This is a genomic window from Luteibacter sp. SVR4-7G (genome assembly GCF_056755555.1).
The window spans coordinates 45,286-70,213 of the sequence record NZ_JBPGXO010000023.1 but is presented as its reverse complement, the minus strand read 5'-3'; the positions used below and the strand labels follow the sequence as shown (position 1 = coordinate 70,213).

Genomic DNA, 24,928 nt, shown 5'->3' with positions numbered 1-24,928 from the left:
AGATGTGTATAAGAGACAGCTATAACAGCTTGACCCGCCGTTGGCGAGTTTTTTACCAGCTAGCCTTGCGCAGGCCCGGCACGTCGCCACGCATGGTGGCTTCGCGGAGCTTGTTGCGACCCAGGCCGAACTTGCTGTAGACGCCGCGCGGGCGGCCGGTCAGGGCGCAGCGGTTACGCTGGCGCGCCGGGCTGGCATCGCGCGGAAGCTTCTGCAGCTTGGTCTGGGCTTCCATCTTCTCGTCATACGAGGCGGTGGCGCTCAGGACGATCGCCTTCAGTTCGGCGCGCTTGGCGGCGTACTTCTTGACGAGCTTGGAGCGCTTGAGGTCGCGCTCGATCATCGAGGTCTTGGCCATGTTCTACCTATCAGTTGCGGAACGGGAAGCTGAAGGCTTCCAGCAGCGCCTTGGCTTCTTCGTCGGTCTTGGCGGTGGTGGTGATGGAGATATCCATGCCACGCAGCGCGTCGACCTGATCGAAGTCGATTTCCGGGAAGATGATCTGTTCCTTGATGCCGAAGTTGTAGTTACCGCGGCCATCGAAGGCACGGCCCGAGACACCACGGAAGTCGCGCGTACGCGGCAGCGAGATGTTGATCAGGCGGTCCAGGAATTCCCACATCTGGGCACGACGAAGCGTGACCTTGCAACCGATCGGCCACCCGTCGCGAATCTTGAACGAAGCGACCGACACGCGGGCCTTCGTCGTGATCGGCTTCTGGCCGGCGATCTTGGTCATGTCGGCGACCGCGTTCTCGAGGATCTTCTTGTTACCGGCGGCTTCGCCGACGCCCATGTTGAGCGTGATCTTCGTGATGCGCGGGACTTCCATGACGTTCTGGTAACCGAAGCGCTCAGTGAGCTTCTGCATTACCGACTCTTTGTAAAACGTTTCAAGGCGGGTCATGACTTCGGTTCCTTACGCGTCGACCACTTCGCCCGAACGGAACACGCGCACCTTGCGCCCGTCCTCGAGCGTCTTGGTGCCAACGCGCTCGCCCTTGTTCGAGGCGGAGTTGAAGAGCTGGACATTGGAGATGTGGATCGAGGCCTCACGCTCGACGATCCCGCCCGGCTGGTTGGCCTGGGGGTTCGGCTTGGTGTGGCGCTTGATCAGGTTCACGTTCGAGACGACCACGCGGTCGCCGTCGACGCGCAGCACGTCGCCGCGCTGGCCCTTGTTCTTACCGGTGATGACGATGACGTTATCACCCTTGCGGATACGGTTCATGGTCTGGCCTCCGCTCAGAGCACTTCAGGCGCGAGCGAGACGATCTTCATGAACTTCTCGCTGCGCAGCTCGCGGGTAACCGGCCCGAAGATACGGGTGCCGATCGGCTCGAGCTTGTTGTTGAGGAGCACGGCCGCGTTCCCGTCGAAACGGATCAGCGAACCGTCGGCACGGCGCACACCCTTGGCGGTACGAACCACCACGGCGTTGTACACCTCGCCCTTCTTGACCTTACCGCGGGGAATGGCGTCCTTGACGGTCACCTTGATGACATCGCCGACGCTGGCATAACGGCGCTTGGAGCCGCCCAGCACCTTGATGCACATCAGTTCCTTCGCGCCGCTGTTGTCCGCCGCGGAAAGCGTGCTTTGCATCTGAATCATCGCAGCTCTCCTTAAACTTCAGCGCGCGTGACGATTTCGACCACGCGGTGATGCTTGGTCTTCGACAGCGGACGGCACTCCGCGATACGGACCACGTCGCCCTCGTTCGCACCCGTTTCGTCGTGCGCGTGGAGCTTCGTGGAGCGGCGGATGATCTTGCCGAGCAGCGGATGCTGCACCTGACGCTCGATCAGCACCGTGACCGTGTTGGCCATCTTGTTGCTGATGACGCGGCCTTCGAGGGTACGCGCCGTTTTCTGGTTATCGCTCATATCAGCCGTCCCTTACTTCTTCGCGCCGAGCACGAACTTCGTGCGGGCGATGTCGCGCCTGACGCGGCGCAGCTGGTGTGGCTGGGTGAGCTGGCCGGAGCCCTTCTGCATGCGCAGATTGAACTGCTCCTTGCGAAGGTCCAGCAGATGCTGATTCAGCTCTTCCGCCGACTTGTTCTTGATTTCTTTGATGGCCATCACATCACCGCCCTGGACACGAACTGGGTCTGGACCGAGAGCTTGGCGGCAGCCAGGCGCATTGCCTCGCGCGCGGTTGCCTCGTCGACACCTTCGATTTCATAAAGCATGCGGCCCGGCTGGATCAGAGCCACCCAGAACTCGACGCCACCCTTACCGGCACCCATTCGGACTTCGATGGGCTTGCGGGTGATCGGCTTGTCCGGGAACACGCGGATCCAGAGCTTGCCGCCACGCTTCACGTAGCGCGTGATACAACGGCGGGCCGCTTCGATCTGGCGCGCGGTCAGCTGACCGTGCGTCGTCGCCTTCAGGCCGTACTCGCCAAAGCTCACGAGGTTGGAGTTGAACGCCAGGCCGTCGTTGCGGCCCTTATGCATTTTGCGGAACTTGGTACGCTTCGGTTGCAACATGGCAACGCTCCTTACTTGGCAGAGCGCTCGCCGCGCTCACGGCGGTTTTCACCACCCTCGCGACGCGACGACTGCTGAGGCTGCTGTTCTTCCTTCGACTCGGCCGTGGCGGCCGCCAGATCGAAGATCTCGCCCTTGTAGACCCACACCTTGACACCGATGATGCCGTACTGGGTCTTCGCTTCGGCGGTACCGTAGTCGATGTCCGCACGCAGGGTATGCAGCGGGACGCGACCTTCGCGAGCCCACTCGGAGCGCGCGATCTCGGCACCGTTCAGACGACCGGAGACGTTGATCTTGATGCCGAGGGCACCGAGGCGCATCGCGTTGCCGACCGAGCGCTTCATGGCGCGGCGGAACATGATGCGACGCTCGAGCTGCTGGGCGATCGACTCGGCGACGAGCTGGGCGTCGAGTTCCGGCTTGCGGACTTCGCTGACGTTGATGTGCGTCGGGACGCCCATCATGTCGGTGACTTCCTTGCGCAGCTTCTCGATGTCCTCACCCTTCTTGCCGATCACCACGCCCGGACGGGCCGTGTGGATCGTCACGCGGGCGGTCTTGGCCGGGCGCTCGATCTGGATCTTCGAGATACCGGCGGCAGCGAGCTTCTTGCGCAGCATCTCGCGGACCTTGAGGTCAGCAGCGAGGTACTGGGCATATTCGCCCTTGTTGGCGTACCACTTCGAGTTCCAGTCCTTGGCAATGCCGAGGCGGATACCGGTGGGATGAACTTTATGACCCATCGTTTCTTACCCCAGTCAGTTGCCGACAACCACAGTGATGTGGCTGGTGCGCTTCAGGATGCGCGAACCGCGACCTTTGGCGCGGGCGTACATGCGCTTCATCGCCGGACCTTCGTCGACGAAGATGCGGGCCACCTTGAGCTCGTCGACGTCGGCACCGAGGTTGTTCTCGGCATTGGCGACGGCGGAGAGCAGTACCTTGCGGACAAGGTGGGCGGCTTTCTTGTTGGTAAAGGCGAGCACGTCGCTGGCTCGGCCCACGGGCATGCCGCGGACCAGGTCAGCCACCAGGCGTGCCTTCTGCGCCGAGATGCGGGCGCTGCGCAGGATCGCTTTGGCTTCGGTGCTCATCACTTGCCCTTCTTGTCGCCGGCGTGGCCCTTGTACGTGCGGGTCACCGCGAACTCGCCGAGCTTGTGCCCGACCATGTTCTCGTTGATCAACACAGGCACGTGCTGGCGGCCGTTGTGGATGGCGATGGTCAGACCGACCATCTCCGGCAGGATCATCGAACGACGCGACCAGGTCTTGATCGGACGCTTGTTGTTGGCGGAAACGGCGGCTTCCACCTTCTTTACGAGGTGCAGGTCAACGAACGGACCTTTCTTTAGAGAGCGCGGCATGATCGTTTCCTATTACTTGCGACGACGCACGATGAACTGCTGGGTGCGCTTGTTGTTGCGCGTCTTGTAACCCTTGGTGGGCGTGCCCCACGGGCTGACCGGATGACGGCCGCCGGAGGTACGGCCTTCACCACCGCCATGCGGATGGTCGACCGGGTTCATGACCACGCCGCGGACGGTCGGGCGGATGCCCTTCCAACGCTTGGCGCCGGCCTTGCCGAGCTTGCGCAGGCTGTGCTCCGAGTTGCCGACTTCGCCGATGGTGGCGCGGCACTCGACCGGCACGCGGCGCATTTCGCCGGAGCGGAGGCGCAGCGTGGCGTAGCCCTGCTCGCGAGCCACCAGCTGGACCGAGGCACCGGCGGAACGCGCGATCTGCGCACCCTTGCCCGGCTTCATCTCGATGCAGTGGATGGTGGAACCGACCGGGATCGAACGAAGCGGCAGGCAGTTGCCCGGCTTGATCGGGGAGTCGGAACCCGACACGAGACGGTCGCCCACCGCCACGCCCTTCGGCGCGATGATGTAGCGGCGCTCGCCGTCGGCGTAGCACAGCAGCGCGATGTGCGCGGTGCGGTTCGGGTCGTATTCCAGACGCTCGACGACAGCGGCGATGCCTTCCTTGTCGCGCTTGAAATCGATGATGCGGTAAGCCTGCTTGTGACCGCCGCCGCGATGACGCGTGGTGATGCGACCGAAGTGGTTGCGGCCGCCGGTCTTCGCCTGCGATTCGGTCAGGGGCGCATACGGTGCGCCCTTGTGCAGACCTTCGGTCCGCACGCTGACTGCGTCGCGGCGGCCCGGGGAGGTCGGCTTGTGAGTGATCAGTGCCATCTCAATTCAACTCCTGGCTCAGGCCTTGGCCGACACGTCGATCGTGTGACCATCGGCGAGGCGCACGTAGGCCTTACGCTTGCCCTGGCGGTTGCCAGTGCGGAAGCGGAACGACTTGACCTTGCCCTTCGTGTTCACGAGGTTCACGTCCACGACCTTGACGTCGAAGAGGTGTTCCACCGCGGCGCGGACGTCGGCCTTGGTCGCCTCGGGCGCCACGACGAAAACGTACTGGTTGTTCTCAGCAAGGCGAGCCGACTTCTCGGAGATGTGCGGCGCGCGAAGCGTGTTGAGCGTGCGTTCGGTGCTCATGCGAGCCACTCCTCGACCTTCTTGACCGCGTCCACCGTCATGACGACGTAGTCGCTGCCGACCAGGCTGACCGGATTCAGGGCCAGCACGTCGACGACGTGGATGTACGGAATGTTGCGGGCGGACAGGTACAGCGCCTCGGTGGCGTCTTCCGACACCAGCAGCACGCGACCCTTGACTTCGAGCTCGGCCAGCTTGGCGATCATGCCCTTGGTGCTGGGCTTGTCGATCGACAGCTCGGAGACGACCTTCAGGCGATCCTGACGGTTCAGCTCGGCGATGATCGAACGGATCGCAACGCGGTAGGCCTTGCGGTTGACCTTCTGCTCGAAGCTGCGCGGCTTGGCCGCGAACGTCACACCGCCGCCGACGAAGATCGGGGCACGGTAGTCGCCGTGACGGGCGCCGCCGCCCTTCTGCTTCTTGAACTTCTTCGTGGTACCCGACAGTTCACCGCGCGACAGCTGCGCCTTGGTGCCTGCACGACCGCCCGCCTGGTAGGCGGTGACGACCTGGTGCACGAGGGCCTTCTTGTACTCGCCGCCGAACACGTCGTCCGACACGGTGAGCGACTTGGCGCCAATAACGTTAAGTTCCATGGCGTCTCTCCTCAACCCTTGGTCGTCGGACGGATCACGACGTCGCCACCGGTCGCGCCAGGGACTGCGCCCTTGACCGCGATCAGATGACGCTCGGCGTCGACCTTGACCACTTCCAGGCCCTGCACGGTGCGATTGACCGCACCCATGTGGCCCGCCATCTTCTTGCCAGGAAACACGCGGCCCGGCGTCTGGCGCTGGCCGATCGAGCCCGGGGCGCGATGCGACAGCGAGTTACCGTGCGTGGCGTCGCCCATCTTGAAATGGTGACGCTTGATGGTGCCCTGGAAGCCCTTGCCCTTCGACACGCCGGCGACGTCGACCGTCTGACCGACGGTGAACACGGCTTCGGCGGTGATTTCGGCGCCAACTTCGTACTTGCCCGCGTCGTCCGCGTTCAGGCGGAACTCCCACAGACCGCGACCCGGCTCAACCTTGGCCTTCGCGTAATGGCCCTTCGCGGGAGCCGTCAGCAGCGAGGCGCGCTTCGCGCCAGCCGTGACCTGCACCGCGCTGTAGCCGTCGTTCTCTTCGGTCTTCACCTGCGTCACGCGATTCGGGGTCGCTTCAATCAGCGTCACCGGAATCGAGCGGCCGTCTTCGGTGAAGAGCCGGCTCATGCCGCACTTGCGGCCAACCAGTCCGATACTCATCTTCGTATCCTTTAGTCCGCTCAACCGAGCTTGATCTGCACGTCGACGCCGGCGGCGAGATCGAGCTTCATGAGCGCGTCCACGGTCTTGTCGTTGGGGTCGACGATGTCCAGAACGCGCTTGTGGGTACGGGTCTCGTACTGGTCGCGGGCATCTTTGTCGACGTGCGGCGACACCAGAATGGTGTAGCGCTCGATCTTGGTCGGCAGCGGGATCGGGCCGAGGACCGTGGCGCCGGTGCGCTTGGCCGTCTCGACGATTTCGCTGGCCGAACGGTCGATCAGACGATGATCGAACGCCTTGAGCCGGATGCGAATCTTTTGGTTCGCCATAAAACCGTGTCCTGTTATCGAAAGAACGTTCTTGTGATTCGGAGGGGCTTCTCGCCACCCCGCACAACCCAGATTGCTAACTACGGGTACCGCAACGGGCCGCCCTGGAGCGGCAGATGCCACCCGGAACGACCCGAAAAAGTCGGGCAGACCGCAATAACGGCCTGCCCAGACAGAAAAGTATAGAATACGCAACAAGATGGGTCAACAGAGCTCGCGCCCCGTGGCCCGTTGCTACCCTATTCGGCGTCCTTGCCGGCGAACTCGAAGCACATTCCGTGCGCCTCATTTCGCGTGGTCCGGTGCCTTATGGGGGCGCCCGGGAGTCTTAGCCAGCGGAGTATAGCCGGGCCGAAGGAGGAATGGAAGGCCTTATCAGGGCTCGGCTGCGCCGTCGCGTTTCGAGGAATACCTTGAAGCCTGCCGCTGGAGGCGCTGGGGTGTGCCCCTCCACCTCACCCAATACTGAGGTGACCGGTTCGGAGAGCAACAAGCGGCAGCATGTCAGGCGTCAGATGATGGCCTGCAGACCCTTGTCGGCGATGACGTTGAGCAGCTTGAGAGCCGGCCCCGTGGGATGGGTCTCTCCCTGTTCCCACTTGCGCACCGTCGAGGCTGACGTGTGCAAATGAAGAGCGAACACCGGCTGGCTGAACTTCAAGGCTTCGCGCAGGCGCCTGATGTCGGCAGCACTGAACCCCCGCACCGGCGGCGGGCAGATCGCGTCGAACTCGCGCATCGTCACCTTTCCGATCGCTCCCGCGACGTGGAGCGCAGCCAGATCGCCACGAAGGGATTCAATGATCTTGCTCACAATGCACCTCCAATAACACGCCCGACCGCAAGGCGTTCGACAAAGCCTCTACAGACAGCTCCAGGAACACCTTGCCGGCGAATTGCAGCGCCTTTTTCTCGTCCTGCGCGATGGTCGCCTTGTCACTCTTGGGGAACCCATGCAGGAATACGTAGCGGCTACCAATCCCGGCCGATAGCAACGTGCGGTAACCACCGCTCTTACCGCTGCCCGGGCGAGCGACCCGTCTCTTGTAGAGGAGGCCGCCTAAGTCCGCGTCAACCAAGCCACGTTCCATCTCCCAAACTGCCTTGCACAAAGCGGCATTGGGCAGTCTCTCGCCCGCCTGCCATCGCGCAAAATCCCTGCGCTTGAGGATGCACGCCATCTCGGCCTCCGAACTATACCCGAAACGGGTACACCTTTTCCAGCCTCCCGGGGTGCTGCCCCTGCTCGGAGCGCCACCTGGTCGGGGCGCCGGCCACAGGTCATATAGTTGTTCCTGATGCTTGCCGACATCGCTATAGCGTACGCGTAGGTACCAGCTGCGCCTGCCAGTGTTAACCATCTTCGTCTGCGGTCGCTCGCCATGACGACCAGAGACGATTTAGCGACGAAAGTGGCACACGCTGCATCCTCGTACGCCGACGTCGCTGGGTCCCTGCCCTTCGCAGGGACGACGTGCACGCAAAAAAAGAGGCGAGGACTTTCGTCCCCGCCTCTCGTCTTCCCCGAAGGGAGATCTTGCTTACGCGGTGACCTTCGCCACCACGCCGGCGCCGACGGTGCGGCCGCCTTCGCGGATGGCGAAGCGCAGGCCTTCGTCCATCGCGATCGGGTGGATCAGGGTGACTTCCATCTTCACGTTGTCGCCGGGCATCACCATCTCGACGCCTTCCGGCAGCTTGATGGCGCCCGTGACGTCCGTGGTGCGGAAGTAGAACTGCGGACGGTAGTTGTTGAAGAACGGGGTGTGGCGGCCGCCCTCGTCCTTCGACAGCACGTACACTTCCGCTTCGAACTTGGTGTGCGGCTTGATCGTGCCCGGCTTGGCCAGCACCTGGCCGCGCTCGACGTCGTCGCGCTTCAGGCCGCGGAGCAGCAGACCGGCGTTGTCGCCCGCCTGACCCTGGTCGAGCAGCTTGCGGAACATCTCGACGCCCGTGACCGTGGTCTTCTGGGTGTCGCGGATGCCGACGACTTCGACTTCGTCACCGACCTTGATGATGCCGCGCTCGATACGGCCCGTAACGACGGTACCGCGGCCCGAGATCGAGAACACGTCTTCGACCGGCATCAGGAACGCCTTGTCGACGTCGCGCTCCGGCGTCGGGATGTAGCTGTCGAGGGCGTCGACGAGGTTGAGGATCGCCGGCACGCCGATCTCGGACTGGTCGCCTTCCAGCGCCAGGCGGGCCGAACCCTTGATGATCGGGGTGTCGTCGCCCGGGAACTCGTACTTCGACAGCAGTTCACGGACTTCCATCTCGACGAGCTCCATGAGCTCGGCGTCGTCGACCATGTCGGCCTTGTTCAGGAACACGACGATGTACGGCACGCCGACCTGACGCGAGAGCAGGATGTGCTCGCGGGTCTGCGGCATCGGGCCGTCGGCGGCCGAGCACACCAGGATCGCGCCGTCCATCTGGGCGGCACCGGTGATCATGTTCTTGACGTAGTCGGCGTGGCCCGGGCAATCGACGTGGGCGTAGTGGCGGGTGGCCGATTCATATTCCACGTGGGCCGTGGAGATCGTGATGCCGCGCGCCTTCTCTTCCGGCGCCGCGTCGATCTGGTCGTAACCCTTGAATTCGCCACCGAAGCGCTCCGCACCGACCTTCGTCAGCGCGGCCGTCAGCGTGGTCTTGCCGTGATCGACGTGACCGATGGTGCCGACGTTGACGTGCGGCTTGGTGCGCTCGAACTTACCCTTTGCCATGACTCTGAACCTCTAAAAAGAACGTTTTGTTGTTTGAAGAAGAAGCCCTTATCAGGACTTCTTCATGACCTCGTCGGCGATGTTCTTCGGTGCCGGTTCGTAATGGTCGAATTCCATCGTGAACGTGGCGCGGCCCTGGGTCTGCGAACGCAGCGAGGTCGCGTAACCGAACATTTCGCCCAGCGGAATCATCGCGTTGACGGTCTTGCCCGACGGGGTCTCTTCCTGGCCGGTCAGCATGCCGCGACGGCGGCTGATATCGCCCATGACGTCACCGACGTAGTCTTCCGGCGTGACGACTTCGACCTTCATGATCGGCTCGAGCAGCACCGGGTTCGCCTTCGAGAAGCCCTGCTTGAACGCCATCGAGGCGGCCAGCTTGAACGCCATTTCCGACGAGTCGACGTCGTGGTACGAACCGAAAACGAGCTTGACCTTCACGCCCACGACCGGGAACCCGGCCAGCGGACCGGCGGTAATCGTCTCGCGCAGGCCCTTTTCGACCGACGGGATGAATTCCTTCGGAATCACGCCGCCCGTGATGTCGTTGATGAACAGGAAGTCGTCCTTGATCATCGCGGCGATCTTCTCGTCGGCACGGTCGGCGTCGGAGATCGGGGACATCTCGATCACGACGTGACCGTACTGGCCCTTACCGCCCGACTGCTTGGCGTGCTTGTAGTCCGACTTGACGTCCGAGGCCTGGATCGTTTCGCGGTAGGCCACCTGCGGCTTGCCGACGTTGGCTTCGACGTTGAACTCGCGCTTCATGCGGTCCACCAGGATGTCCAGGTGGAGCTCGCCCATGCCCGAGATGATCGTCTGGCCCGACTCTTCGTCCGTACGGACGCGGAACGACGGATCTTCCGCGGCCAGACGGCCGAGGGCGATGCCCATCTTTTCCTGGTCCGACTTGGTCTTCGGCTCGACCGCCATCGAGATCACCGGCTCCGGGAACGACATGCGCTCGAGGGTGATGATGTGGTCCTGCGCGCACAGCGTGTCACCGGTCGTGACGTCCTTCAGGCCGACCGCCGCGGCGATATCGCCGGCGCGGACTTCCTTCAGTTCGTGACGCTCGTTGGCGTGCATCTGCAGGATGCGGCCGATGCGCTCCTTCTTCGACTTGACCGGGTTGTACACCTGGTCACCGGCGTTCAGCGTGCCCGAATAGACACGGAAGAACGTCAGGGCGCCGACGAACGGGTCGGTCATGATCTTGAACGCGAGCGCCGAGAACGGAGCGTCGTCCTTGGCCGGACGGGTATCCGGCTGCTCGTCTTCGTTCACGCCCTCGACCGGCGGACGGTCGACCGGCGACGGGAGCAGGTTGACGACCGCGTCGAGCATCGCCTGGACGCCCTTGTTCTTGAACGCGGTACCGCAGTAGACCGGAATGATCTCGCTCTTCAGCGTGCGCAGGCGCAGGCCTTCGATGATCTCCGCCTCGGTCAGCTCTTCGCCGCCCAGGTACTTGTCCATCATCTCTTCCGTGGCTTCCGCCGCGGCTTCGATCATGGCGGTACGGCCTTCCTCGGCCTTGGCCTGCAGTTCCGCCGGGATGTCGACGTATTCGAACTTCATGCCCTGGGACTCCATGTCCCACTTGATGGCCTTCATCTTGAGGAGGTCGACGACACCTTCGAAGTTGTCTTCGGCACCGATCGGCACCTGCATCGGCACCGGGTTGGCGGCGAGGCGGGCCTTCAGCTGGTCGACGACCTTGTAGAAGTTCGCGCCGGTGCGGTCCATCTTGTTGACGAACGCGAGGCGCGGAACCTTGTACCGGTTGGCCTGACGCCACACGGTTTCCGACTGCGGCTGCACGCCACCCACGGCGCAGAGCACGAACACCGCACCGTCGAGCACGCGGAGCGAGCGCTCCACTTCGATGGTGAAGTCGACGTGTCCCGGGGTGTCGATGATGTTGAAGCGGTGCTCGGGCAGCGAGCGATCCATGCCCTTCCAGAACGCCGTGGTGGCGGCGGAAGTGATGGTGATGCCGCGCTCCTGCTCCTGCTCCATCCAGTCCATCGTCGCCGCACCGTCGTGCACCTCGCCAATCTTATGACTGACGCCGGTGTAGAACAGGATGCGCTCCGTGGTCGTGGTCTTGCCGGCATCGATGTGGGCCATGATGCCGAAGTTGCGGTAGCGCTCGATGGGAGTGGTGCGTGCCACGGTCTTTCCTCAATCTGAAGCTGTAATTACCAGCGGTAATGCGAGAAGGCCTTGTTGGCCTCTGCCATGCGATGCGTTTCTTCGCGCTTCTTGACGGCGCCGCCACGGGACTCCGAGGCCTCGAGCAGTTCGGCTGCCAGCTTGCGCGGCATGGACGTCTCGCCGCGCTTGCGCGCTGCATCGATCACCCAGCGCATGGCCAGGGCCATGCGGCGGCCCGGACGGACTTCGACCGGCACCTGGTAGGTGGCACCGCCCACGCGGCGCGACTTCACCTCGACGGCCGGGGCGATGTTGCCCAGGGCCTTCTCGACGAGCTGCACCGGCTCGGCGTGCTTTTCGCTGATGTGCTGCAGCGCGCCGTAGACGATCGATTCGGCGACGGACTTCTTGCCGGACTTCATCACCATGTTGATGAAGCGGGCGATCAGCTGGCTTCCGTGCTTCGGGTCCGGGAGGACGACACGGGCGGGATGGGAACCTTTACGCGACATAGTTTCTTGTCCTTTCTCAGCTCTTCGGGCGCTTGGCGCCGTACTTCGAGCGCGACTTGCGACGCTTGGTCACGCCGGCGCAGTCGAGACTGCCGCGAACCGTGTGGTAACGCACACCGGGGAGATCCTTGACGCGACCGCCGCGGATCAGGACCACCGAGTGCTCCTGCAGATTGTGACCTTCGCCACCGATGTAGCTGATGACTTCGAAACCGTTGGTCAGGCGCACCTTGGCAACCTTACGCAGGGCCGAGTTCGGCTTCTTCGGAGTGGTCGTATAAACGCGCGTGCACACCCCGCGGCGCTGCGGGCTGCTCTGCAGGGCCGGCGAGGCGCTCTTGTACGCCTTCGGGCTGCGGGATTTGCGCACCAACTGGTTGACTGTCGTCATGCGAAGCTATTCCTGAGAAACATAAAGGCAGACCGATAGATCGGCCCGCCAGAGAAGCGTTGTTGACGTGCGTCGCCCGCGAAGCGGGCTGCGCCCATCGTCCCTGAATCCGAACACGAGGCGCTTCCGTGCGCCTCATTTCGTATGTACGAGCAAAACCCGAATACGGGCCTTACTCGGCGCTATCGTTGGACCCGGCGGGAGCCTCTTCGAACGTGACGGCCGGTGCCGAACCCGAGAGGGTTTCGAGCTCCGAGGCCGTCAGGCCGCCCTGGCTACGACGCGAAGCGTGGTATGCCAGACCCGTACCCGCAGGGATTAGCCGTCCAACAATAACATTTTCCTTCAGGCCCCGCAACGTGTCGCGGGTGCCCCGGACCGCCGCCTCGGTGAGGACGCGGGTGGTCTCCTGGAACGAGGCCGCCGAGATGAACGACTCCGTGGCCAGCGACGCCTTGGTGATGCCCAGCAGGACCGATTCGAACTCGGCGCGACGCTCGCCCCGGGCCTCGGCGCGATCGTTCTCCTCGTTGATCCGGACGCGCTCGACCTGCTCGCCGCGGAGGTACGTGCTGTCGCCGGGCTCGGTGATCTCGACCTTGCGGAGCATCTGGCGAATGATCGCTTCGATGTGCTTATCGTTGATCTTCACGCCCTGCAGGCGGTACACGTCCTGGATTTCCTTCACCAGGTACGAGGCCAGCGGCTCGACACCCAGCAGGCGCAGGATGTCGTGCGGATTCGGCTCGCCGTCGACGACGGTTTCGCCCTTCTCCACGTGCTCGCCCTCGAACACGATGACCTGACGCCACTTCGGAATCAGCTCTTCGTGCTCGTTGCCGTCCGCGTCCTTGATGATCAGGCGCTGCTTGCCCTTGGTGTCCTTGCCGAAGCTGACGATGCCCGAGCGCTCCGCGAGGATGGCCGGCTCCTTCGGCTTGCGGGCTTCGAACAGGTCGGCCACGCGCGGCAGACCGCCGGTGATGTCGCGGGTCTTCGAGGTTTCCTGCGGGATACGGGCAACCACGTCGCCCACGCCCACTTCGGCCCCGTTCTGGATCGACACGATGGCGCCGGCCGGCAGGAAGTACTGGGCCGCGATGTCGGTGCCCGGCAGCTTGAGCTCACGGCCCTTGCTGTCTTCCAGGCGGACGATCGGACGCAGGTCCTTGGCCTGCGTGCCGCGACGCTTCGGATCGGTGACCACCGCCGACTCGAGGCCGGTGAGCTCGTCCGTCTGCGACTGCACGGTCACGCCATCGATGAAGTCGATGAAGCGGACCACGCCGGCCACTTCCGTGACGATCGGGTGGGTGTGCGGATCCCAGTTCGCGACGGTCTGGCCGGCCTTGACCGGGTCGCCGTCTTTCACCGTGATCGTCGCGCCGTAAGGCACCTTGTAACGCTCGCGCTCGCGGCCGTTGGCATCGATGACGCTCACTTCGCCCGAACGCGAGACCGCGACCAGGTGGCCCTGGGCGTGCTCGACCGACTTCAGGTTGTTGAACTTCAGCGCACCGGTGGTCCGGACCGTGACGTTGTCCACGGCGGCCGCACGGGATGCCGCGCCGCCGATGTGGAAGGTACGCATCGTCAGCTGGGTACCCGGCTCGCCGATCGACTGCGCCGCCACCACGCCCACCGCCTCGCCCATGTTGACGAGGTGGCCACGGGCCAGGTCGCGGCCGTAGCACAGGGCGCACACGCCGTGGCTGGCACGGCAGGTGATGGGCGAACGCACCTTGATCAGCTGCACGCCGCCCTTGTCGAGCTTGTCGACCAGGTATTCGTCGAGCAGGGTGTCGCGCGTGACGATCGGCTGGTCGTCGTCGCCAGGAGCGTAGACGTCCTCGACCACCACGCGGCCGAGCACACGCTCGCGCAGCGGTTCGACCACGTCGCCGCCTTCCACGATCGGGGACATCAGGACGCCGTCTTCCGTGCCGCAATCGTGCTCGGTGATGACGACGTCCTGCGCCACGTCGACGAGACGACGGGTCAGGTAGCCGGAGTTCGCCGTCTTCAGCGCGGTATCCGCGAGACCCTTGCGGGCGCCGTGGGTCGAGTTGAAGTACTGCAGGACGTTCAGGCCCTCGCGGAAGTTCGCCTTGATGGGCGTCTCGATGATCGAGCCGTCCGGACGGGCCATCAGGCCGCGCATACCCGCCAGCTGGCGAATCTGGGCCGCGCTGCCGCGGGCGCCGGAGTCGGCCATGATGTACAGCGAGTTCATCGACTTCTGGTTGACCACGTTGCCGTCGGCGTCGGTGACCTTCTCGGTACCGATGCCGTCGATCATCGCCTTCGCGACCAGTTCATTGGTACGCGACCAGATGTCGACCACCTTGTTGTAGCGCTCGCCGGCGGTGACCAGACCCGACTGGTACTGCTCCTGGATCTCGACGACCTCCTTCTCCGCTTCCTCGAGGATTCCCTTCTTCTCGGCGGGGATCTTCATGTCGTCGATGCCGATGGAGATACCGGCACGCGTCGCGAAACGGAAGCCGGTGTACATCAGCTTGTCCGCGAACACGACCGATTCCTTCAGGCCGAGCAGGCGGTAGCTCTGGTTGATCAGGCGCGAGATGTTCTTCTTGGTCAGCTCGGTGTTGACCAGCGCGAACGGCAGGCCCTCCGGGATGATCTCGGCCAGCAGGGCACGGCCCACCGTGGTGTCCACGAGGGGGTGACGCTCGACGCGCTCACCATCGACGGTTTCCACGCTGCGCACGCGCACCTTCACCTTGGCGTGCAGCTCGACCGCGCGGTTGTCGTACGCACGACGCACCTCGCCGATGTTCGCGAACACCATGCCGGCGCCCTTCGCGTTGATCAGCTCGCGGGTCATGTAGTACAGGCCGAGCACGACGTCCTGGGACGGCACGATGATCGGCTCGCCGTTCGCCGGCGACAGGATGTTGTTCGACGACATCATCAGGGCGCGGGCTTCGAGCTGCGCCTCGATCGACAGCGGCACGTGCACAGCCATCTGGTCACCGTCGAAGTCGGCGTTGAACGCCGTACACACGAGCGGATGCAGCTGGATCGCCTTGCCTTCGATGAGCACCGGCTCGAACGCCTGGATGCCCAGGCGATGCAGCGTCGGCGCACGGTTGAGCATGACCGGGTGCTCGCGGATCACGTCCTCGAGGATGTCCCAGACCTGCGCTTCCTCGCGCTCGACGAGCTTCTTCGCGGCCTTGATGGTCGTGGCTTCGCCACGGGCCTGCAGCTTGGCGAAGATGAAGGGCTTGAACAGCTCGAGCGCCATCTTCTTCGGCAGGCCGCACTGGTGCAGGCGCAGCGTCGGGCCGACCACGATGACCGAACGGCCCGAGTAGTCGACGCGCTTGCCGAGCAGGTTCTGGCGGAAGCGGCCCTGCTTGCCCTTGATCATGTCCGCCAGCGACTTCAGCGCGCGCTTGTTCGTGCCGGTGATGGCACGGCCACGGCGGCCGTTGTCGAGCAGTGCATCGACCGATTCCTGCAGCATGCGCTTCTCGTTGCGCACGATGATGTCGGGCGCGGCGAGTTCGAGCAGGCGCTTCAGGCGGTTGTTGCGGTTGATGACGCGGCGGTACAGGTCGTTGAGGTCGGAGGTCGCGAAGCGGCCGCCGTCCAGCGGAACCAGCGGACGCAGGTCGGGCGGCAGCACCGGCAGGACGGTCATGACCATCCACTCCGGCTTGTTGCCCGACTCGAGGAACGCCTCGATCAGCTTCACGCGCTTGGTGAGGCGCTTCAGCTTGGTCTCGGAATTCGTCGACGAGATCTCTTCCTTGAGGCGAATGACTTCGCCCGGCAGGTCGAGGCTCTTCAGCAGCTCGTAGACGGCCTCGGCACCCATGCGGGCGTCGAACTCGTCACCGTGCTCCTCGGTGGCTTCCAGGTACTGGTCTTCGCTGAGCAGCTGGCCGCGCTCGAGCGCGGTCAGGCCCGGATCGATGACCACGAAGGCCTCGAAGTACAGGATGCGCTCGATGTCGCGCAGGGTCATGTCCAGCATGAGACCGATGCGCGAGGGCAGCGACTTCAGGAACCAGATGTGCGCGGTGGGGCTGGCCAGTTCGATGTGGCCCATGCGCTCGCGACGGACCTTGGCCAGGGTGACCTCGGTGCCGCACTTCTCGCAGACCACGCCGCGATGCTTCATGCGCTTGTACTTGCCGCACAGGCATTCGTAGTCCTTGATCGGACCGAAAATGGCCGCGCAGAACAGACCGTCACGCTCAGGCTTGAACGTGCGGTAGTTGATGGTTTCCGGCTTCTTCACTTCGCCGTACGACCACGAACGGATCAGCTCCGGCGAAGCCAGAGCGATCTTGATCGCGTCGAAATCCAGCGTCTGTCGCTGCTGGTTGAACAGATTGAGCAGGTCTTTCATGCGTAATCTCCGGTAGCCGCGACGATCACTTGATCTCTTCGAGTTCGATGTCGATGCCGAGCGAGCGGATTTCCTTCACGAGTACGTTGAAGGATTCCGGCATGCCCGCGGCCATTTCGTGGTTGCCGTCCACAATGTTCTTGTACATCTGGTTGCGGCCCTGTACGTCGTCCGACTTGACGGTCAGCATTTCCTGCAGGGTGTACGCCGCGCCATAGGCTTCGAGCGCCCAGACTTCCATTTCGCCGAAGCGCTGGCCGCCGAACTGCGCCTTGCCGCCCAGCGGCTGCTGGGTGACGAGCGAGTACGGACCCGTCGAACGCGCGTGCATCTTGTCGTCGACGAGGTGGTTCAGCTTCAGCATGTGCATGTAGCCGACGGTGACCGGGCGATCGAACGCCTCGCCGGTACGGCCGTCGAAGAGCACGGTCTGGCCGGATTCCGGCAGGCCGGCGAGCTTCAGCATGTGCTTGATCTCGGACTCCTCGGCACCGTCGAATACCGGCGTCGCCATCGGCACGCCGTCGCGGAGGTTGTTCGCCAGGGCGACGATTTCCTGGTCGGACATCGACTTGAGGTCGACGTGACGCACCGCGCCTTCCGCACCGGCGTTGCCGTGGTTGTAGACCTCGTCCAGGAACTCGCGCAGCTTCGCCGGACGCTCGTTGGCCTCGATCATGGCTTCGATCTTGTGACCCAGGCCCTTCGCGGCCCAGCCGAGGTGGACCTCGAGGATCTGGCCGATGTTCATACGCGAAGGCACGCCCAGCGGGTTCAGCACGATGTCGACCGGACGGCCGTCGGCGGAGAACGGCATGTCCTCGACCGGCACGATCATCGACACGACACCCTTGTTGCCGTGGCGGCCGGCCATCTTGTCGCCCGGCTGGATGCGGCGCTTGACGGCCAGGTAGACCTTGACCATCTTGAGCACGCCCGGCGCGAGGTCGTCGCCCTGGGTGATCTTGCCCTGCTTCTCCTTGAAGCGCTTGTCGAAGTTCTCCTTGTGGCGCTTGACCTGCTCGGCCGCGCGCTCGAGGAACTCGGAGACTTCCTCTTCCTTGACGTTGATCTTGAACCAGTCGTCCTTCTTCAGGCCGTCCAGGTACGCGTCGTCGATGGTGGCGCCACGCTTCAGGCCGGCCGGGCCGCTCATGGCGGTCTTGCCGACGAGCTGCGAGCGCATGCGGGCGTAGATCGCGCCCTCGAGGATGCGGAACTGGTCGTCGAGGTCCTTGCGGATCCGCTTCAGCTCGGTCTCTTCGATCTGCTTGGCACGCTTGTCCTTCTCGATGCCGTCGCGGGTGAAGACCTGCACGTCGATGACGTTGCCGTCCATGCCCGGGGGCACGCGCAGCGAGCTGTCCTTCACGTCGGACGCCTTCTCGCCGAAGATCGCGCGGAGCAGCTTTTCTTCCGGCGTGAGCTGGCTCTCGCCCTTCGGCGTGACCTTGCCCACGAGGATGTCGCCGGCCTTCACTTCCGCACCGATGTACACGATGCCGGACTCGTCGAGGCGCGCGAGCGCCTGCTCGCCCACGTTCGGGATGTCGGCCGTGATTTCCTCGGCACCGAGCTTGGTGTCGCGGGCGATGCAGGTCAGTTCCTCGATGTGGATCGAGGTGTAGCGGTCTTCCTGCACCACGCGTTCGGAGATCAGGATCGAGTCTTCGAAGTTGTAGCCGTTCCACGGCATGAACGCGACGAGCATGTTCTGGCCGAGCGCGAGCTCGCCGAGGTCGGTCGAGGAACCGTCCGCCAGCGTGTCGCCCACCGCCACCACGTCGCCCACGTTCACCAGCGGGCGCTGGTTGAGGTTGGTGTTCTGGTTGGAGCGGGTGTACTTCGTGAGCGTGTAGATATCGACGCCGGCGTCATCGTCGCCGACCTCGTTCTCGTTCACGCGCACGACGATGCGCGCCGCGTCCACCTGGTCGATGACGCCGCCGCGGCGGGCCGACACGGTCACGCCCGAGTCGCGCGCCACGGCGCGCTCGATGCCGGTGCCGACGAGCGGCTTCTGGCTGCGCAGGGTCGGGACGGCCTGGCGCTGCATGTTCGCGCCCATGAGCGCGCGGTTCGCGTCGTCGTGCTCGAGGAACGGCACGAGCGCCGCCGCCACGGACACGGTCTGCATCGGCGAGACGTCCATGTAGTTGATCTCGGACGACGGACGCAGCTCCGATTCGCCACGGAAGCGGCAGGACACGAAGTCTTCGATGAACTTGCCGTCCTTCGTGAGCGGCGAGTTCGCCTGCGCGATGACGTGGTCGCCCTCTTCGATCGCGGAGAGGTAGTCGACCTTGTCGGTGACCTTGCCGTTCTCGACCTTGCGGTACGGCGTCTCGAGGAAGCCGTAGGCGTTGGTGCGGGCGTACACGGCCAGCGAGTTGATCAGGCCGATGTTCGGGCCTTCCGGGGTTTCGATGGTGCAGACGCGGCCGTAGTGGGTCGGATGCACGTCGCGCACTTCGAAGCCGGCGCGCTCGCGGGTCAGGCCGCCCGGTCCGAGCGCCGACACGCGGCGCTTGTGGGTCACTTCGGACAGCGGGTTGTTCTGGTCCATGAACTGCGAGAGCTGCGAGGAGCCGAAGAACTCCTTCACCGCCGCCGCGACCGGCTTGGCGTTGATCAGTTCCTGCGGCGTCAGGCCCTCGGATTCGGCCAGCGACAGGCGCTCGCGAACCGCGCGCTCGACGCGGACGAGACCGATGCGGAAGGTGTTCTCCGCCATTTCGCCGACCGAACGCACGCGGCGGTTACCCAGGTGGTCGATGTCGTCGACCGTGCCGGTGCCGTTGCGGATGTCGATCAGCACGCGCAGCACGTCGAGGATGTCCGACGTCTCGCCCTGCTCGGCGACGAGGCGCTGGGCCTCCTCTTCCTTGCGCTCGGCGAAGTACTTGTGGTCGTACAGCACGCCCGGGCCGACCACGTCCTTGCGACCGACGCGGCGGTTGAACTTCATGCGGCCGACGGCCGAGAGGTCGTAGCGGTCGAAGGTGAAGAACAGGTTGAAGAACAGGTTCTGCGCGGCGTCCTTGGTCGGCGGCTCGCCCGGACGCATCATCCGGTAGATCTCGACCAGGGCCTCGAGCTGCGTGCGCGTGTTGTCGATGCGCAGCGTGTGCGAGATGTACGCGCCGCGGTCGAGGTCGTTCACGTAGAGCGTCGGCACCGTCTCGATGCCCGCCTTGCGGAAGCGCTCGAGGTGCTCGAGGGTCAGTTCGTCGTTGGCCGCGGCGATGATCTCGCCGGTGTCCTTGTCGACCATGTCGATCGCGACGATGCGGCCCACCGGATAGTCGTCCGGCACTTCGAGCGTGGCGATCTTCTCGTTGGCGAGCTGGCGCACGTGACGCGCGGTGATGCGCTTGCCGGCCTCGACCAGCACCTTGCCGTCGACCACGAGGTCGAACGAGAGGGTTTCACCGCGCAGGCGCTCGGCGACGAGGTCGAGCGTGACCCCACCCTTCTTGCCCAGGTGGAACACGTTGTGCTCGAAGAAGATGCTCAGCATCTCCTCGTTCGTATAACCGAGCGCGCGCAGCAGCACCGTCACCGGCAGCTTGCGGCGACGGTCGATACGGGTGAACAGCGCGTCCTTCGGATCGAACTCGAAGTCGAGCCACGAGCCGCGGTAAGGAATGACGCGGGCCGAAAACAGCAGCTTGCCCGAGCTGTGCGTCTTGCCGCGGTCGTGGTCGAAGAACACGCCCGGCGAACGGTGCAGCTGCGAGACGATGACGCGCTCGGTGCCGTTGATGATGAAGGTGCCGGTCTCGGTCATGAGCGGGATCTCGCCCATGTAGACCTCCTGCTCCTTCACGTACTTCACGGCCTTCTTCGAGGCCGGGCTGTCCTTGTCGTAGATGACCAGGCGGACGGTGGTGCGCAGCGGCGCGCCGAACGTCATGCCGCGGTTGCGGCACTCGCGCTCGTCGAACGCCGGCTCGCCGAGCCGGTAGTCAACGTATTCGAGGGCGGCGTTGCCGGAGTAGCTGGAAATCGGGAACACCGACTTCAGCGCGGCGTGCAGGCCCTTGTCCTCGCGCGCCTTGGGGTTCACCTGCTCCTGCAGGAATTCCTTGTACGAGTCGGTCTGGATCGTCAGCAGGTTGGGCACGCCCAGCACGGGGGGCCGCTTGCCGAAGTCCTTACGGATGCGCTTCTTCTCGGTAAACGAGTAGGTCATGGTGGGTACCGCCTCGGTAATGGGTCGATCAAAGAACGGGTAAATCGAAAATCGGAGATCGGGATTCGTACCGCAGGGCAAGATCTGCCCTCGACTCCCGATGTCCCATTTCCGACGGGACGGAGCATGGAACGTGGAACATGGCCTGTGGAACGGCCAAAGCCCGGGGGCTTACGCCCCCAGGCTCGCTTGACGCTATGTCGAACAGCTGGCGCGCAAGGCGCCGATTACTTGAGTTCGACCGTGGCGCCGGCAGCTTCGAGGTCCTTCTTGAACTTCTCGGCATCTTCCTTCGAAGCCGCTTCCTTCACGACGCCACCGGCCTCGGTGAGGTCCTTGGCTTCCTTCAGGCCCAGGCCGGTGATGGCGCGGACGGCCTTGATCACGTCGACCTTCTTGTCGCCGGCGGACTTCAGGATCACGTCGAACTCGGTCTGCGCTTCGGCAGCCGGGCCGGCGGCAGCGGCCGGGCCAGCAACGGCGACCGGGGCGGCGGCGGAGACGCCGAAGGTGTCTTCGATCGACTTCACCAGCTCCATGATTTCCGTCAGGGACTTGGCCTTGATGGCTTCAACGATCTGTTCGGTGGTCAGGGTGGACATTGTTTCTTACCTTCTGAAATGGGGTTTCGAATAGAAAAAGTCGAGATCAGGCTTCGGCCGGGGCTTCGGCGGCGACTTCGCCACCACCCTGCTTGTCCGCGACGGCCTTGATGGCGCGGGCGAACATCGTGACCGGCTCGGCCAGCACGCGGGCCAGCATGGCCAGGGCCTCTTCGCGGGTCGGCAGCGATGCGAGCACGTCGACGTGCGCGGCATCGAACAGCTTGCCCTCGATGGAGACGACCTTCGGCTTGAGCTTGTCGTTGGTCTTCGCGAATTCCTTGATCAGGCGGCCAGCGGCGCCCGGTTCCTCGGTCGAGAACGCATAGAGCAGCGGACCGACCAGGGCGTCCTTGACGACCTCGAATTCGGTACCGGCCACGGCACGGGCGGCGAGCGTGTTCTTGACGACTTTCAGGAACACGCCCGACTCACGGGCCTTCTTGCGCATCGCGGTCATCTGGGAGACCGTGGTGCCCGCGTATTCGGCGGCGACCAAGGAGTGAGCCTTCGCGGCGACTTCTGCCAGCTCGGCGACTACTTCTTGCTTCTGGGACAGATTGAGAGCCATTGCACTCCTCCAATTGAACTCCGCTCACGACTCCTGCCGCTTGCGGTCCTGGGCGACATCGTCCTGACGTCGGGGATGCTCACATCCCGGGGGGGGGGTGGTGGCCTTTCCAGATTCGAAACGAATGCCAGAAGGGGCTGCACCATCTGCGCAGGCCGGAGCCATGCAGGCCTCCGATTAAGCGAATCCGCTGCCGACGACGGCGTTTCCTTGCCAGCACGAGCTCCCTGCCCGTCGTCGTCGCGCGCTTTCCGCGCCTACGGTCTTTGACGGCTGCCCCGGATCGCGTTTCCGCTGCCGGGGCTGCCCTCAAAAACGTGCCCTCCGCCGGCTGCGCCGGCAGAGGGTCGTAACACTTACTTGGCCGAGGTGGTCACGCTGGACGTATCGACCGGCACGCCTACGCCCATGGTGCTCGACAGCGACACCTTCTGGATGTACTGGCCCTTCGCCGCGGCCGGCTTGGCCTTCAGCAGATCGGCGAGCAGCGCATTGAGGTTGTCGGCCAGCTGGGCGGCTTCGAAGCTCGCCTTGCCGATGGTGGCGTGGATGATGCCGCCCTTGTCGTTGCGGAACTTGACCTGGCCGGCCTTGGCGTTCTTCACCGCCGTGGCGACGTCGGCCGTGACCGAGCCGTCCTTCGGGTTCGGCATCAGGCCGCGGGGACCGAGCACCTGGCCGAGCTTACCGACGACGCGCATGGCGTCCGGCGTGGCGATGACGCGGCCGTAGTTCAGGTCGCCCGCCTGCATCTTCTCGGCGAGGTCGTCCATGCCGACGGCATCGGCGCCGGCGGCGAGGGCGGCGTCGGCCTTCTCACCCGGCGGCACGAACACGGCCACGCGAACGGTCTTGCCGGTGCCGTGCGGCAGCAGCGAGGAGCCACGGACGCCCTGGTCGGACTTCTTGGCATCGATGCCGAGGCGGACGGAGACGTCCACCGACTCGGCGAACTTCGCCTTGGCGTTGTCCTTGACGATCTTCAGCGCCTCGTCGAGACCGTAGGTCTTGCCGGGCTGCACGGCGGCCGAAGCGGCCTTCATACGCTTGGTGAGCTTTGCCATGTCTTAACCCTCCACCACCAGACCCATGGAACGCGCGCTGCCGGCGATCGTGCGCACGGCGGCATCGAGATCGGCAGCCGTGAGATCCGGCTCCTTCTGCTTCGCGATGTCCTCGAGCTGGGCGCGCGTGACCTTGCCCACCTTGTCGGTGTTCGGCTTCTGCGAGCCCTTGGCCACGCCCGTGATCTTCTTGAGAAGGATCGAGGCCGGCGGGGTCTTCGTGATGAAGGTGAAGGTACGGTCCGAGTAGGCCGTGATCACGACCGGGATCGGGAGACCCGGCTCGAGCTTCTGCGTGGCGGCATTGAACGCCTTGCAGAACTCCATGATGTTCAGGCCGCGCTGACCGAGCGCCGGACCGACCGGCGGCGACGGGTTGGCCTGGCCGGCCTTCACCTGCAACTTGATGTAACCGATGACTTTCTTTGCCATTTATCTTTCCTCGCGAGTGCTGGCGCCTTGCGGCTCCTCGCTGTAGACCGTCCCTGGAGTGTGGTGGGCCCGCGCCTGCGAACCCCTGAAACACGGACACGCCGGAGCACAAGTCTCCAGCGTGAACCGGGCATTATAGGCTCCTCACACCGGCTATGCAAACCGTGTGCCGGAGGACCGGCCAGACCGGTCAGAGGGCCGTCAGGCCTTCTCCACCTGGCCGAATTCGAGCTCGACCGGGGTAGAACGACCGAAAATTAGCACCGCGACGCGCAGGCGGCTCTTTTCGTAATTGACTTCCTCGACGACGCCGTTGAAGTCGTTGAACGGACCATCGGTGACGCGCACCATCTCGCCCGGCTCGAAGAGGACCTTGGGGCGGGGCTTCTCCACACCTTCGCGCACGCGGCTCAGGATGGCATCGGCCTCGCTGTCGCGGATCGGGTGGGGACGGTCGGCGGTGCCGCCGATGAAACCCATGACCTTCGGGGTTTCCTTGACCAGGTGCCAGCATTCGTCGTCGATGCGAGGGGTCTTGCCGCTCGTATCGGTCTCGATCTGGACCAGGACGTAACCGGGGAAGAACTTGCGCTCGCTGCGGCGCTTCTGGCCGCCGCGCATCTCGATGACTTCCTCGGTCGGGACCAGGATTTCACCGAACTTTTCCTCCATGCCCTCGCGCTTGACGCGCTCTTCCAGGGCCTTGCGAACCTGCTGCTCGAACCCCGAATAGGCGTGAACCACGTACCAGCGCTTGCTCATGCCTTACCTCAATGTCCGAGCTTAAGCAGCCAATCGAGCACGACCGACTTCAACAACCAGTCGATGAGGCCCATCAGCAGCGAAAGAATGACCACGACCACCAGGATGACGCCGGTGGTCTTCAGTGTTTCGTCGCGCGTCGGCCAGACGACCTTGCGCATTTCGAACTGCGACTCCGCGACGAAGCCGCGCAGCTTGCGACCCGGAACCGTGAAGGCGGAAATGGCCAGAGCGGCCACCACGGCGGCGATGACGCCCGCGACGCGCGCGAAGGACGGCACGTTGGGGTTATCGCTGAAATAGTAGAAACCGACGATGCCGGCGACGAGCACGACCAGCGCAAGCGCCAGCTTGCCGAGATCGGCCGGGCCCATACCCTTGGCTTCTTGTGCCTTCGTATTCATGCGGACTCGGGAGTGGCACGCCAGGAGGGACTCGAACCCCCAACCTGCGGTTTTGGAGACCGCTGCTCTGCCAATTGAGCTACTGGCGTACAGGTGAAACAGTGGAACCGCGAAGGCGG

General features: G+C 64.2%; 29 protein-coding genes and 1 tRNA gene. All 30 read right to left on the bottom strand.

Features of this window, described 5'->3' with window-relative positions:
- Positions 1 to 52: 52 nt before the first annotated feature.
- The 30 genes from rpsN to ACR9ZH_RS10610 all read right to left on the bottom strand — a co-directional run bounded on the left by rpsN (position 53) and on the right by ACR9ZH_RS10610 (position 24,898).
- Positions 53 to 358, bottom strand: coding sequence for a 30S ribosomal protein S14 (gene rpsN, locus ACR9ZH_RS10755; protein WP_167022102.1), 306 nt, complete (start codon positions 356 to 358; stop codon positions 53 to 55).
- 10 nt (positions 359 to 368) lie between these two features.
- Positions 369 to 908 carry a 50S ribosomal protein L5 gene (gene rplE, locus ACR9ZH_RS10750; RefSeq protein WP_331543534.1) on the bottom strand — a complete coding sequence of 180 codons (540 nt, stop codon included), beginning with the start codon at positions 906 to 908 and terminating at the stop codon, positions 369 to 371.
- A 12-nt stretch (positions 909 to 920) separates the two neighbouring features.
- Positions 921 to 1,232, bottom strand: a complete 312-nt coding sequence (rplX, locus tag ACR9ZH_RS10745) for a 50S ribosomal protein L24 (protein ID WP_481290732.1) — start codon at positions 1,230 to 1,232, stop codon at positions 921 to 923.
- Between the two features lie 14 nt (positions 1,233 to 1,246).
- The gene (gene rplN, locus ACR9ZH_RS10740; protein WP_072322777.1) at positions 1,247 to 1,615 is read right to left on the bottom strand and encodes a 50S ribosomal protein L14; all 369 of its coding nucleotides are present in this window, start codon (positions 1,613 to 1,615) and stop codon (positions 1,247 to 1,249) included.
- An 11-nt stretch (positions 1,616 to 1,626) separates the two neighbouring features.
- On the bottom strand, positions 1,627 to 1,887 hold the full coding sequence (gene rpsQ / locus ACR9ZH_RS10735; RefSeq protein WP_166699374.1) for a 30S ribosomal protein S17: 261 nt from the start codon (positions 1,885 to 1,887) through the stop codon (positions 1,627 to 1,629).
- 12 nt (positions 1,888 to 1,899) lie between these two features.
- Positions 1,900 to 2,085: a 50S ribosomal protein L29 gene (gene rpmC, locus ACR9ZH_RS10730; protein ID WP_166699375.1), complete on the bottom strand. Its 186-nt coding sequence runs from the start codon at positions 2,083 to 2,085 to the stop codon at positions 1,900 to 1,902.
- Complete coding sequence (gene rplP, locus ACR9ZH_RS10725; RefSeq protein WP_167022096.1) at positions 2,085 to 2,498, bottom strand: 50S ribosomal protein L16; 414 nt, start codon at positions 2,496 to 2,498, stop codon at positions 2,085 to 2,087. Before rplP ends, rpmC begins: the two co-directional genes overlap by 1 nt.
- Positions 2,499 to 2,509: 11 nt before the next feature.
- Positions 2,510 to 3,244 carry a 30S ribosomal protein S3 gene (rpsC, locus tag ACR9ZH_RS10720; RefSeq protein ID WP_166699377.1) on the bottom strand — a complete coding sequence of 245 codons (735 nt, stop codon included), beginning with the start codon at positions 3,242 to 3,244 and terminating at the stop codon, positions 2,510 to 2,512.
- 15 nt (positions 3,245 to 3,259) lie between these two features.
- A complete protein-coding gene (gene rplV, locus ACR9ZH_RS10715; protein WP_029213891.1) occupies positions 3,260 to 3,595 on the bottom strand; it encodes a 50S ribosomal protein L22 in 336 nt (111 codons plus the stop codon).
- Positions 3,595 to 3,867: a 30S ribosomal protein S19 gene (gene rpsS / locus ACR9ZH_RS10710; protein ID WP_029213892.1), complete on the bottom strand. Its 273-nt coding sequence runs from the start codon at positions 3,865 to 3,867 to the stop codon at positions 3,595 to 3,597. Before rpsS ends, rplV begins: the two co-directional genes overlap by 1 nt.
- A gap of 12 nt (positions 3,868 to 3,879) precedes the next feature.
- Entirely contained in the window at positions 3,880 to 4,701 is an 822-nt protein-coding gene (gene rplB, locus ACR9ZH_RS10705) for a 50S ribosomal protein L2 (RefSeq protein ID WP_166699378.1), read from the bottom strand.
- An 18-nt stretch (positions 4,702 to 4,719) separates the two neighbouring features.
- Positions 4,720 to 5,013, bottom strand: coding sequence for a 50S ribosomal protein L23 (gene rplW, locus ACR9ZH_RS10700; RefSeq protein WP_046967254.1), 294 nt, complete (start codon positions 5,011 to 5,013; stop codon positions 4,720 to 4,722).
- Positions 5,010 to 5,612 carry a 50S ribosomal protein L4 gene (rplD, locus tag ACR9ZH_RS10695; RefSeq protein ID WP_167125919.1) on the bottom strand — a complete coding sequence of 201 codons (603 nt, stop codon included), beginning with the start codon at positions 5,610 to 5,612 and terminating at the stop codon, positions 5,010 to 5,012. Before rplD ends, rplW begins: the two co-directional genes overlap by 4 nt.
- 11 nt (positions 5,613 to 5,623) lie before the next feature.
- Positions 5,624 to 6,265, bottom strand: a complete 642-nt coding sequence (rplC, locus tag ACR9ZH_RS10690) for a 50S ribosomal protein L3 (protein ID WP_072322771.1) — start codon at positions 6,263 to 6,265, stop codon at positions 5,624 to 5,626.
- Between the two features lie 20 nt (positions 6,266 to 6,285).
- Positions 6,286 to 6,597 carry a 30S ribosomal protein S10 gene (rpsJ, locus tag ACR9ZH_RS10685; RefSeq protein WP_014402136.1) on the bottom strand — a complete coding sequence of 104 codons (312 nt, stop codon included), beginning with the start codon at positions 6,595 to 6,597 and terminating at the stop codon, positions 6,286 to 6,288.
- A 511-nt stretch (positions 6,598 to 7,108) separates the two neighbouring features.
- On the bottom strand, positions 7,109 to 7,411 hold the full coding sequence (locus ACR9ZH_RS10680) for a helix-turn-helix domain-containing protein (RefSeq protein ID WP_481290731.1): 303 nt from the start codon (positions 7,409 to 7,411) through the stop codon (positions 7,109 to 7,111).
- Positions 7,395 to 7,778: a type II toxin-antitoxin system RelE/ParE family toxin gene (locus ACR9ZH_RS10675; protein WP_481290730.1), complete on the bottom strand. Its 384-nt coding sequence runs from the start codon at positions 7,776 to 7,778 to the stop codon at positions 7,395 to 7,397. Before ACR9ZH_RS10675 ends, ACR9ZH_RS10680 begins: the two co-directional genes overlap by 17 nt.
- 360 nt (positions 7,779 to 8,138) lie before the next feature.
- Positions 8,139 to 9,329: an elongation factor Tu gene (tuf, locus tag ACR9ZH_RS10670; protein WP_481290729.1), complete on the bottom strand. Its 1,191-nt coding sequence runs from the start codon at positions 9,327 to 9,329 to the stop codon at positions 8,139 to 8,141.
- A gap of 51 nt (positions 9,330 to 9,380) precedes the next feature.
- The gene (gene fusA, locus ACR9ZH_RS10665) at positions 9,381 to 11,510 is read right to left on the bottom strand and encodes an elongation factor G (RefSeq protein WP_481290728.1); all 2,130 of its coding nucleotides are present in this window, start codon (positions 11,508 to 11,510) and stop codon (positions 9,381 to 9,383) included.
- A 26-nt stretch (positions 11,511 to 11,536) separates the two neighbouring features.
- Entirely contained in the window at positions 11,537 to 12,004 is a 468-nt protein-coding gene (gene rpsG / locus ACR9ZH_RS10660; protein ID WP_481290727.1) for a 30S ribosomal protein S7, read from the bottom strand.
- Positions 12,005 to 12,020: 16 nt separating this feature from the next.
- Complete coding sequence (gene rpsL / locus ACR9ZH_RS10655) at positions 12,021 to 12,395, bottom strand: 30S ribosomal protein S12 (protein ID WP_036115505.1); 375 nt, start codon at positions 12,393 to 12,395, stop codon at positions 12,021 to 12,023.
- 172 nt (positions 12,396 to 12,567) lie between these two features.
- Positions 12,568 to 16,779: a DNA-directed RNA polymerase subunit beta' gene (gene rpoC, locus ACR9ZH_RS10650; RefSeq protein ID WP_481290726.1), complete on the bottom strand. Its 4,212-nt coding sequence runs from the start codon at positions 16,777 to 16,779 to the stop codon at positions 12,568 to 12,570.
- Between the two features lie 25 nt (positions 16,780 to 16,804).
- Positions 16,805 to 20,974, bottom strand: coding sequence for a DNA-directed RNA polymerase subunit beta (rpoB, locus tag ACR9ZH_RS10645; RefSeq protein ID WP_481290725.1), 4,170 nt, complete (start codon positions 20,972 to 20,974; stop codon positions 16,805 to 16,807).
- Positions 20,975 to 21,201: 227 nt separating this feature from the next.
- Complete coding sequence (rplL, locus tag ACR9ZH_RS10640) at positions 21,202 to 21,576, bottom strand: 50S ribosomal protein L7/L12 (protein ID WP_072324088.1); 375 nt, start codon at positions 21,574 to 21,576, stop codon at positions 21,202 to 21,204.
- A 46-nt stretch (positions 21,577 to 21,622) separates the two neighbouring features.
- Entirely contained in the window at positions 21,623 to 22,147 is a 525-nt protein-coding gene (gene rplJ, locus ACR9ZH_RS10635; RefSeq protein WP_481290724.1) for a 50S ribosomal protein L10, read from the bottom strand.
- A 356-nt stretch (positions 22,148 to 22,503) separates the two neighbouring features.
- Positions 22,504 to 23,211 (bottom strand): 50S ribosomal protein L1, encoded by a 708-nt coding sequence (gene rplA, locus ACR9ZH_RS10630; RefSeq protein ID WP_481290723.1) that lies wholly within the window; start codon positions 23,209 to 23,211, stop codon positions 22,504 to 22,506.
- A 3-nt stretch (positions 23,212 to 23,214) separates the two neighbouring features.
- On the bottom strand, positions 23,215 to 23,643 hold the full coding sequence (rplK, locus tag ACR9ZH_RS10625; protein ID WP_247369617.1) for a 50S ribosomal protein L11: 429 nt from the start codon (positions 23,641 to 23,643) through the stop codon (positions 23,215 to 23,217).
- A 201-nt stretch (positions 23,644 to 23,844) separates the two neighbouring features.
- Positions 23,845 to 24,405, bottom strand: coding sequence for a transcription termination/antitermination protein NusG (gene nusG, locus ACR9ZH_RS10620; RefSeq protein WP_167125943.1), 561 nt, complete (start codon positions 24,403 to 24,405; stop codon positions 23,845 to 23,847).
- An 8-nt stretch (positions 24,406 to 24,413) separates the two neighbouring features.
- Entirely contained in the window at positions 24,414 to 24,809 is a 396-nt protein-coding gene (secE, locus tag ACR9ZH_RS10615; protein WP_481290722.1) for a preprotein translocase subunit SecE, read from the bottom strand.
- A gap of 13 nt (positions 24,810 to 24,822) precedes the next feature.
- Positions 24,823 to 24,898 (bottom strand) — tRNA-Trp (locus ACR9ZH_RS10610).
- Positions 24,899 to 24,928: the final 30 nt, after the last annotated feature.

What these genes read in the sequence shown, in the direction of transcription:
- rpoC (WP_481290726.1), bottom strand. Translation starts at nt 16,779, where the DNA reads ATGAAAGACCTGCTCAATCTGTTCAACCAGCAGCGACAGACGCTGGAT.
- rplW (WP_046967254.1), bottom strand. Translation starts at nt 5,013, where the DNA reads ATGAGCACCGAACGCACGCTCAACACGCTTCGCGCGCCGCACATCTCC.
- tuf (WP_481290729.1), bottom strand. Translation starts at nt 9,329, where the DNA reads ATGGCAAAGGGTAAGTTCGAGCGCACCAAGCCGCACGTCAACGTCGGC.
- rplE (WP_331543534.1), bottom strand. Translation starts at nt 908, where the DNA reads ATGACCCGCCTTGAAACGTTTTACAAAGAGTCGGTAATGCAGAAGCTC.
- rplP (WP_167022096.1), bottom strand. Translation starts at nt 2,498, where the DNA reads ATGTTGCAACCGAAGCGTACCAAGTTCCGCAAAATGCATAAGGGCCGC.
- rpsC (WP_166699377.1), bottom strand. Translation starts at nt 3,244, where the DNA reads ATGGGTCATAAAGTTCATCCCACCGGTATCCGCCTCGGCATTGCCAAG.
- rpsJ (WP_014402136.1), bottom strand. Translation starts at nt 6,597, where the DNA reads ATGGCGAACCAAAAGATTCGCATCCGGCTCAAGGCGTTCGATCATCGT.
- rpsN (WP_167022102.1), bottom strand. Translation starts at nt 358, where the DNA reads ATGGCCAAGACCTCGATGATCGAGCGCGACCTCAAGCGCTCCAAGCTC.
- rpmC (WP_166699375.1), bottom strand. Translation starts at nt 2,085, where the DNA reads ATGGCCATCAAAGAAATCAAGAACAAGTCGGCGGAAGAGCTGAATCAG.
- rplX (WP_481290732.1), bottom strand. Translation starts at nt 1,232, where the DNA reads ATGAACCGTATCCGCAAGGGTGATAACGTCATCGTCATCACCGGTAAG.
- rpsG (WP_481290727.1), bottom strand. Translation starts at nt 12,004, where the DNA reads ATGTCGCGTAAAGGTTCCCATCCCGCCCGTGTCGTCCTCCCGGACCCG.
- rplK (WP_247369617.1), bottom strand. Translation starts at nt 23,643, where the DNA reads ATGGCAAAGAAAGTCATCGGTTACATCAAGTTGCAGGTGAAGGCCGGC.
- ACR9ZH_RS10675 (WP_481290730.1), bottom strand. Translation starts at nt 7,778, where the DNA reads ATGGCGTGCATCCTCAAGCGCAGGGATTTTGCGCGATGGCAGGCGGGC.
- rplJ (WP_481290724.1), bottom strand. Translation starts at nt 22,147, where the DNA reads ATGGCTCTCAATCTGTCCCAGAAGCAAGAAGTAGTCGCCGAGCTGGCA.
- rplD (WP_167125919.1), bottom strand. Translation starts at nt 5,612, where the DNA reads ATGGAACTTAACGTTATTGGCGCCAAGTCGCTCACCGTGTCGGACGAC.
- rplL (WP_072324088.1), bottom strand. Translation starts at nt 21,576, where the DNA reads ATGTCCACCCTGACCACCGAACAGATCGTTGAAGCCATCAAGGCCAAG.
- nusG (WP_167125943.1), bottom strand. Translation starts at nt 24,405, where the DNA reads ATGAGCAAGCGCTGGTACGTGGTTCACGCCTATTCGGGGTTCGAGCAG.
- rplC (WP_072322771.1), bottom strand. Translation starts at nt 6,265, where the DNA reads ATGAGTATCGGACTGGTTGGCCGCAAGTGCGGCATGAGCCGGCTCTTC.
- rplN (WP_072322777.1), bottom strand. Translation starts at nt 1,615, where the DNA reads ATGATTCAGATGCAAAGCACGCTTTCCGCGGCGGACAACAGCGGCGCG.
- rplB (WP_166699378.1), bottom strand. Translation starts at nt 4,701, where the DNA reads ATGGCACTGATCACTCACAAGCCGACCTCCCCGGGCCGCCGCGACGCA.
- rplA (WP_481290723.1), bottom strand. Translation starts at nt 23,211, where the DNA reads ATGGCAAAGCTCACCAAGCGTATGAAGGCCGCTTCGGCCGCCGTGCAG.
- rpsS (WP_029213892.1), bottom strand. Translation starts at nt 3,867, where the DNA reads ATGCCGCGCTCTCTAAAGAAAGGTCCGTTCGTTGACCTGCACCTCGTA.
- rpsL (WP_036115505.1), bottom strand. Translation starts at nt 12,395, where the DNA reads ATGACGACAGTCAACCAGTTGGTGCGCAAATCCCGCAGCCCGAAGGCG.
- rpoB (WP_481290725.1), bottom strand. Translation starts at nt 20,974, where the DNA reads ATGACCTACTCGTTTACCGAGAAGAAGCGCATCCGTAAGGACTTCGGC.
- rplV (WP_029213891.1), bottom strand. Translation starts at nt 3,595, where the DNA reads ATGAGCACCGAAGCCAAAGCGATCCTGCGCAGCGCCCGCATCTCGGCG.
- rpsQ (WP_166699374.1), bottom strand. Translation starts at nt 1,887, where the DNA reads ATGAGCGATAACCAGAAAACGGCGCGTACCCTCGAAGGCCGCGTCATC.
- secE (WP_481290722.1), bottom strand. Translation starts at nt 24,809, where the DNA reads ATGAATACGAAGGCACAAGAAGCCAAGGGTATGGGCCCGGCCGATCTC.